This window comes from Hydrogenophaga sp. (genome assembly GCF_041633695.1).
Taxonomy (GTDB): Bacteria; Pseudomonadota; Gammaproteobacteria; order Burkholderiales; family Burkholderiaceae_C; genus Hydrogenophaga.
The window spans coordinates 1-6,651 of record NZ_JBFJMY010000230.1; the positions used below are offsets into that span (position 1 = coordinate 1).

Annotated in this window: 8 protein-coding genes and 1 pseudogene; all 9 read left to right on the forward strand. The window is 65.8% G+C overall.

Features of this window, described 5'->3' with window-relative positions; translation table 11 throughout:
• Positions 1–585: aromatic-ring-hydroxylating dioxygenase subunit beta (locus ABYB95_RS14270; RefSeq protein ID WP_372659232.1), on the forward strand; the 585-nt coding region annotated here is incomplete at its 5' end.
• 13 nt (positions 586–598) lie between these two features.
• A complete protein-coding gene (locus tag ABYB95_RS14275; RefSeq protein WP_372659233.1) occupies positions 599–1,384 on the forward strand; it encodes an SDR family oxidoreductase in 786 nt (261 codons plus the stop codon).
• A 36-nt stretch (positions 1,385–1,420) separates the two neighbouring features.
• Positions 1,421–2,110, forward strand: coding sequence for a TetR/AcrR family transcriptional regulator (locus tag ABYB95_RS14280; protein ID WP_372659234.1), 690 nt, complete (start codon positions 1,421–1,423; stop codon positions 2,108–2,110).
• A gap of 108 nt (positions 2,111–2,218) precedes the next feature.
• Positions 2,219–3,100 (forward strand): alpha/beta fold hydrolase, encoded by an 882-nt coding sequence (locus ABYB95_RS14285; RefSeq protein ID WP_372659235.1) that lies wholly within the window; start codon positions 2,219–2,221, stop codon positions 3,098–3,100.
• A gap of 44 nt (positions 3,101–3,144) precedes the next feature.
• The gene (locus ABYB95_RS14290) at positions 3,145–4,182 is read left to right on the forward strand and encodes an amidohydrolase family protein (protein WP_372659236.1); all 1,038 of its coding nucleotides are present in this window, start codon (positions 3,145–3,147) and stop codon (positions 4,180–4,182) included.
• The gene (locus ABYB95_RS14295) at positions 4,179–5,198 is read left to right on the forward strand and encodes a 2Fe-2S iron-sulfur cluster-binding protein (protein WP_372659237.1); all 1,020 of its coding nucleotides are present in this window, start codon (positions 4,179–4,181) and stop codon (positions 5,196–5,198) included. Before ABYB95_RS14290 ends, ABYB95_RS14295 begins: the two co-directional genes overlap by 4 nt.
• Positions 5,199–5,215: 17 nt before the next feature.
• Positions 5,216–5,566, forward strand: coding sequence for a non-heme iron oxygenase ferredoxin subunit (locus tag ABYB95_RS14300; RefSeq protein WP_372659238.1), 351 nt, complete (start codon positions 5,216–5,218; stop codon positions 5,564–5,566).
• Entirely contained in the window at positions 5,563–6,345 is a 783-nt protein-coding gene (locus ABYB95_RS14305; RefSeq protein ID WP_372659239.1) for a 2-keto-4-pentenoate hydratase, read from the forward strand. Before ABYB95_RS14300 ends, ABYB95_RS14305 begins: the two co-directional genes overlap by 4 nt.
• A gap of 9 nt (positions 6,346–6,354) precedes the next feature.
• Positions 6,355–6,651, forward strand: a pseudogene (locus ABYB95_RS14310) (acetaldehyde dehydrogenase); the annotation flags it as partial.

The window sequence follows — 6,651 nt, forward strand, 5'->3', positions numbered from 1 at the left end:
GCGCCCTTCTACTACCGGGCGAAGATCATCTACCAGACCACCTGGGACCGCGGCCCATTCTCGCGCGTGATGCGGGAAGCACCCGACGATGCGACTGCCTGGTGCGACCGCCTGCGTCGCGAGGGGTTCACGCACGTTCTCGTGGACACCGCCATGCTCGACCGCTGGCAGCTGGACGAATGGCTGGCCCTGTTCACGGACGACGCCGTGTACCACGTGCCGACCGTGGGCACCGCGCCGGACGTGACCCCCGACAACACGCTCTTCTACATCGCGGACGACCGCCCGCGCCTGCACGAGCGCGTGCTGCGCCTGCAGAAAAAATCGGCCCATGTGGAATGGCCCCGCTCACGCACCCGCCACATGGTGACCAATGTATTGGTCGATGCGCGCGAGGACGGCGACACCGAAGTCTCGGCCGCCTTTTCGGTGCACCGTTTCAAGAACGGGGCCGCCGACGTGTACGTGGGCAGCTACCGCTACCGGCTGACCGTGCTCGACGGGCAACTGCGCATCCGTGAGAAGCGCTGCATGCTCGACATGGATGCACTGCGTCCACACGGTCGCGTGAGCATCATTCTTTGAGACGGGATAACACATGAACACAAAAACTTCTTCGAGTGCTGCTGGGCGTTTCCAAGACCAGGTGGTGGTGGTCACCGGTGCTGCACGCGGCATTGGCATGGCGATCGCCGAGGCGTTTGCCCGCGAAGGTGCGGCGCTGGCGCTGGCCGATGTGACCAACGACGAACTGCAAGCGGTGTGTGAACAGCTGCGCCAGGCGCATGGTGCACGGGTGATCGGCGTGGCCGGTGACCTCTCCACCGAGGCCGGTGCGCAAGCGTTGCTGGAGCAGACCCGCTCGGCCCTGGGCGAGGCGACGATTCTGGTGAACAACGCAGGGGGCGGTGTGATTCTGCCGTTTCTAAGCCACACGCCAGAGACGCTGAAGACCACCGTGGACCGCAATCTCTGGACCGTGTTGTGGTGCACCCGTGCGTTCTTGCCGGCCATGGTCGAGCGCCGATACGGGCGCATCGTCAACCTGGGCGCCGACTCGGTGCGCAACGGTCTGGCCGACCACGCCGCCTACAACGCCGCCAAGGGCGGGGTGCACGGACTCACCACCGGCCTGGGACGCGAGTTCGCCACACATGGCGTGACGGTCAACACCGTGGCCCCTTGCGCCGTCAACGGCGAACCCTTGCAACGGTTCATCCGCGACAATCCGGAGGTCGCCAAGAAATTTCTGAGCGTCATCCCCATGGAACGCGCGGCCGAACTCGAGGAAGTGGCGTCCATGGTGACCTACCTGGCCTCCCGCGAGGCGGCGTTTGTCACCGGTCAGGTGATCAGCGTCAACGGCGGGAGCACCATGTTGTGAACACCGAGCGTTTCTGCGCTCGCCTGGAGGGAGAGCATGACAAAAAACATCGGCAGCCCAGCGGCGCCTGGACATACAGCGCAAGCGGCCACCGCCCGACCGGTGCGCAGCCGCAGAACGCAGGCCGAGCGCTCGGAGGACATGCGCCGCCGCATCCTCGATGCCGCGATCGAGGAGCTGACCGACAAGGGCTACTCGGGTCTGCGCACGGCCGATGTGGCCATGCGCGCGGGCGTTTCACGGGGCGCGCAAACACACCACTTTCCGTCGAAGGACGCGCTGATCGTGGCGCTGGTCGAGCATGTGTTCCTGCGCACGGCCGAGCTCGGGCGCAAGCGCTCGCTCAGCGTGGCCTCGGTGGACGAGTCGATCAAAGAGTTGATGGCCGACAGCCAGGACTTTTTCTTCAGCGAGCTGTTCCTCATTGCGCTGGATCTCGCGATCCAGGGCCGCCGGGAGTTGGGCAGCACCAACCGCGTGCTCCTCATTTCGGCCGAAGCGCGTCTGCCGGTGGAGGCGAGTTGGCTGGAGGCTTTGATCGGCGCGGGCGTGCCCGAGGCGGTCGCCGAGGACCTGCTCTGGCTGAGCATCAGCATCGTGCGCGGCTTTGCGGTGCGGCGTCTGTGGCAGGACGATGCACCACGCTTCCAGCGTCTGTTTCGCCGCTGGCGCCAGATGGTGGCCTGTTATCTGGACGCGCTGCCCCGCCTAGAACCCATCAACTGAGCGTTGCGCTGACCTGCGCGAACGCGGGCCCCGCCGGGCGGCCTGCGGGCTTCGCCGTGGGCGCTTCACTGTTTCTCCCACTTTTCTTTCTCACACAAGGAGCCCTGTATGAGCCTCTGGCTTGACTTTCTCGGTGCCGAAATCCGGTACGTATCCACCCCCACTTTTGGCCGCATCCGCATCGCCGAAGCCGGTCGCGGCAACAAGGAAGTGATCCTGTTGCAGCACGGCCTGAACGGCCACCTGGAGGCCTATGCCAAGAATTTGGTGGCGCTGTCGGAAAAATTCCACGTGATCGCGTTCGACTACGCAGGCCACGGGTTGTCGGCGAAGACCGTTGACGAATACAACCCGGCGGTGTTTGCCGAGCAGCTGCGCGAACTCATGGACGCGCTGGACATCGAGTCGGCCCACCTCTCGGGCGAGTCGCTGGGCGGCTGGGTGTCTGGCATCTTTGCCGCCAAGTACCCGCAGCGCGTGCGCCGCCTCATGCTCAACACGGCGGGCGGCATTCCCGTGGTCTCTGCCAAGGGGCGCCAGGACATGCAAAACTTCATTGCGCTCAACAAGGCCAACGTGGACGTGGTGCCCAACCGCGACACCGTGACCGCGCGCATGAAGTGGTTGATGCACCCGAACAACCACCACCTGCTGCAGGAAGAGCTGATCGATCTGCGGCTGCGCATCTACCTGGCGGCCGATACCCGCCGCGTGGCGCCCAAGATCAACGCGGTGATCCAGCGGCACGACGAATTCCTGATTCCGCTCGAATCGTTGCGCTGCGAGACGCTGTTCCTATGGACGCTGGACAACCCGATCCACGACATGGAAGCCGTCGAGGCCGCCGTGAAGCGCGTGCCAGATAGCCGCTTTTATGTCATGCAGGGCGATGCCGCGCACTGGCCGCAGTACGAAATTCCCGACGAGTTCAACGCCGTGGCCACGCAGTTCTTCAGCACCGGCGAAGTGCCGGCGCAAGCCAAGCGCTGAGCCGGTGCGAGCTACCCGACCCGCTTTCTCCATCACCTGACCACATGGCTCATCAACACCACCCTTCCCACGACGGCGGCGGCCTGATCGACGTGCACACCCATGTGGTGCCGCAATCGTTTCCGGCCTACGTCGGGCGCCATGTAAACGCGCCGTGGCCTTCCATGGCGCCAGCGCACGCGTGCCACCAGCACGTGATGGTGTCGGGCTCGGTCTACCGCACCGTCTCGCACCAGTGCTGGGACTGTGTGGTGCGCCAGACCGACATGGACCAGCGCCGCACCGGCATGCAGGTCTTGTCGCCCATGCCCGAGCTGTTGTCGTACTGGCTTGCGCCGGAAGATGGCCGCGTGCTGTGCAGTTACCTCAACGAGGTGATCGCCGAGATGGTGCGCCGCGAATCCTCGCGCTTCGTCGGCTTGGCCGCGGTGCCGCTGCAGGACGTGGACATGGCCATCGAAGTACTGGATCACGCGGTGCACCAGCTTGGTCTCGCTGGTGTGGAGATCGCGGGCAATGTCAACGGTGCCGTGATCGGCGACCCCCGCTTTCTGCCGTTTTTCGAGGCCGCTGCCGAGTGGGGCGCGGCGGTGTTTGTGCACCCCTTGCGCCCCAGTGGCCTGGACCGCGTGGTCGGGCCGGCGGCGCTGGAGCAGGTGCTGGCCTTCCCGGGTGAAACCGGCTTGGCCGCCGCATCGATGATCACGGGCGGCACCCTGTCTCAACTGCCTGGGCTGCGCATTGCGTACAGCCACGGCGGTGGCAGTCTGGCCATGTTGTTGCCCCGCCTGCAGCACGCCTGGAACGTATTGCCCCAGGTGCGCGACCGCCTACCCGGCGATCCGATGCAGGCCGCGCGCCGCATGTTTTACGACAACCTGGTGTACGACAGCGACACCATCCACCACCTCATCCGCGTGTTCGGCGATGAGCAGGTCATGGTCGGCACCGACTACCCGTTCTCGATCATGGACAACGACCCTGCCGGCCGATTGGAAGGCCTGGGTCTGTCGGCCGACTTGGTCGAGCGCCTGCGTTCGGGCAACGCCCGCCGCTGGCTGAATCTGGGGGTGGTGGCATGAGTGGGGTGGCGCATGTGATTCGCCTGGCGGGCAGCGAGACCCGTTACGACAACGCACCGGGCGACAACCTGCTGCGGGCAGGTCTGCGAGCGGGCCTGGGCCTGCCGTATGAATGCAACGCCGGGGGCTGTGGTTCCTGCAAGTTCGAACTGCTCAGCGGCGAAGTACAAGAACTTTGGCCCGAAGCGCCCGGCCTCAATGCCAAGCAGCGCAGCAAGGGCCATCGCCTGGCCTGCCAGTGCCTGCCGCTGAGCGATTGCGAGATCAAGATCCGATCGGGCGAGGCCTTTGTGCCCGCCATTGCGCCGGTGTGCTTCGAGGCCGAATACCTGGGCGCGCAACAAGTCACGGTGGACATCCGCGAGTTCCGCTTTCGTGGTCCGGGGCCGGCGCGCTTTCTGCCAGGGCAGTACGCCATGCTGGCACTGCCGGGCGGAGACCAGTGGCGTGCGTACTCCATGTCGAACCAGCCCAACGAGGCGGGCGAGTGGTGTTTCATGGTGCGCCGCGTGCCGCTGGGCAGAGGGAGCGCCTGGTTGTTCGACGCACTTCAACCCGGCCAGCGTGTGCGCATGGATGGTCCGCTGGGCCTGGCGCATCTGCAGCCCGCTGCCGAGCGCGACGTGGTCTGCATTGCGGGTGGTTCGGGTCTGGCCCCCATGGTGTCGATTGCGAATGCCGCCTCGGCGCACCCGCGTTTGAGCGGGCGCAACATCGCGCTTTTCTACGGTGGCCGTGGCCCCGCGGACGTGCCCGCCTTTGGCGACTGGCTCGCGCAACCCACGCGTGTCCGGACCGAGGTGGCGCTGTCGGTGGCCGAACTGGCCGATGCCGGCGGGTGGAGCGGCGAGCGCGGTTTTGTGCACGAGCTGCTGGTGCGCCGCATGGCCGGCGCGTGGACCGACCACGAGTACTACCTCGCCGGCCCACCGCCCATGACAGAGGCGGTGGTGCGCATGCTCATGGTCGACCACCAGGTGCCCGCCACACACATTCACTACGACCGATTTTTCTGATGAAAGGCGCAACCGCCATGGACGACAAAAATACATCTCTCGCGGGCACGGAGCTGCGGCTCTGCCGCGTGGACGCCGTGGAAGACGGCGAGGGCCTGCGCGTGGACATCGAGGGCAGGGCGCCGCTGGCGGTGTTCCGTCTGGACGAAGCGTTCTTCGTCACCGACGACACCTGCTCCCACGGCGAAGCCTCGCTGTCCGAAGGCACGGTGGAGAACGGCTACGTGGAGTGTCCGTGGCACACCGGCCGCTTCTGCCTCAAAACCGGCGAAGCCTTGACCTTTCCCGCCGTGACACCCATACGCGCCTACAAGGCGGTGGTGCGCGACGGCGAAGTTTTCATCGACACACAGGAGACACCGTCATGAACCCAGAATCCCTAGCGGCCGCTGCGCTCGCGCTGCGCCAATCGCGCAGCGACCGAAAGACCATCGCACCGGTGTCCACCAGCCACGGCATTGCTGGGCTGGAGGCGGCCTACGCCGTGGCCGAACTCAACACCCAGGCGCGTTTGGCGCAAGGCCGCCGCATCGTGGGACTGAAAGTGGGTCTGACCTCCAAGGCCGTGCAGCAGCAACTGGGCGTGGACCAGCCCGACTTCGGTGTGCTGTTCGACGACATGGAGTACTTGAGCGGGCAGGACGTGCCGGTGTCCACGCTGATGCAAGCCAAGGTGGAGGCCGAGGTGGCCTTCGTCGTGGGCCGCGATCTGCCAGGCGCGGCACCGAGCTGGGCCGAGTTTCTGTGCTGCCTGGCCTATGCGCTACCGGCATTGGAGATCGTGGACAGCGCCATCACCGACTGGAAGATCAGTCTGGTGGACACCGTGGCCGACAACGCCTCGTGTGGTCTGTATGTGCTGGGTGACCAGCCGATGGGCCTGGGCGGCGTCTCGCTGGGCGAGATCGGCATGCAGATGCAGAAAAACGGGCAAACGGTTTCGATCGGTACCGGTGCCGCATGCCTGGGTCATCCGCTGCGCGCGGCCTACTGGCTGGCGCGCACCATGGCCGAGCGCGGGCAGGGCCTGCAAATGGGCCAGGTGATTCTCTCGGGCGCGTTGGGTCCCATGGTGCCGGTGGCGGCCGGCGACCTCATCCACGCCGAGTTTGGCGCGCTGGGCCGTGTGTCCTGCCGCATGGTTTAGGGCTTACGCATGACCAAGAAACTCAAAGCCGCCATCATTGGCAGCGGCAACATCGGCACGGACTTGATGATCAAGATCCTGCGCCACGGGCAACACATCGAAATGGGAGCCATGGTCGGCATCGACCCGGGCTCCGACGGGCTGGCCCGCGCCCATCGCATGGGTGTGGCCACCACCCACGAAGGCGTGGAAGGCCTGACCCGCCTGCCCATCTTTGCCGACATCGACATCGTGTTCGACGCCACCAGCGCCGGTGCCCATGTGCACAACGACGCCTTGCTGCGTGCCCTCAAACCGGGCATCCGC

Coding starts and splice junctions, on each gene's coding strand:
- ABYB95_RS14275 (WP_372659233.1), top strand. CDS start 599: ATGAACACAAAAACTTCTTCGAGTGCTGCTGGGCGTTTCCAAGACCAG.
- ABYB95_RS14280 (WP_372659234.1), top strand. CDS start 1,421: ATGACAAAAAACATCGGCAGCCCAGCGGCGCCTGGACATACAGCGCAA.
- ABYB95_RS14285 (WP_372659235.1), top strand. CDS start 2,219: ATGAGCCTCTGGCTTGACTTTCTCGGTGCCGAAATCCGGTACGTATCC.
- ABYB95_RS14290 (WP_372659236.1), top strand. CDS start 3,145: ATGGCTCATCAACACCACCCTTCCCACGACGGCGGCGGCCTGATCGAC.
- ABYB95_RS14295 (WP_372659237.1), top strand. CDS start 4,179: ATGAGTGGGGTGGCGCATGTGATTCGCCTGGCGGGCAGCGAGACCCGT.
- ABYB95_RS14300 (WP_372659238.1), top strand. CDS start 5,216: ATGGACGACAAAAATACATCTCTCGCGGGCACGGAGCTGCGGCTCTGC.
- ABYB95_RS14305 (WP_372659239.1), top strand. CDS start 5,563: ATGAACCCAGAATCCCTAGCGGCCGCTGCGCTCGCGCTGCGCCAATCG.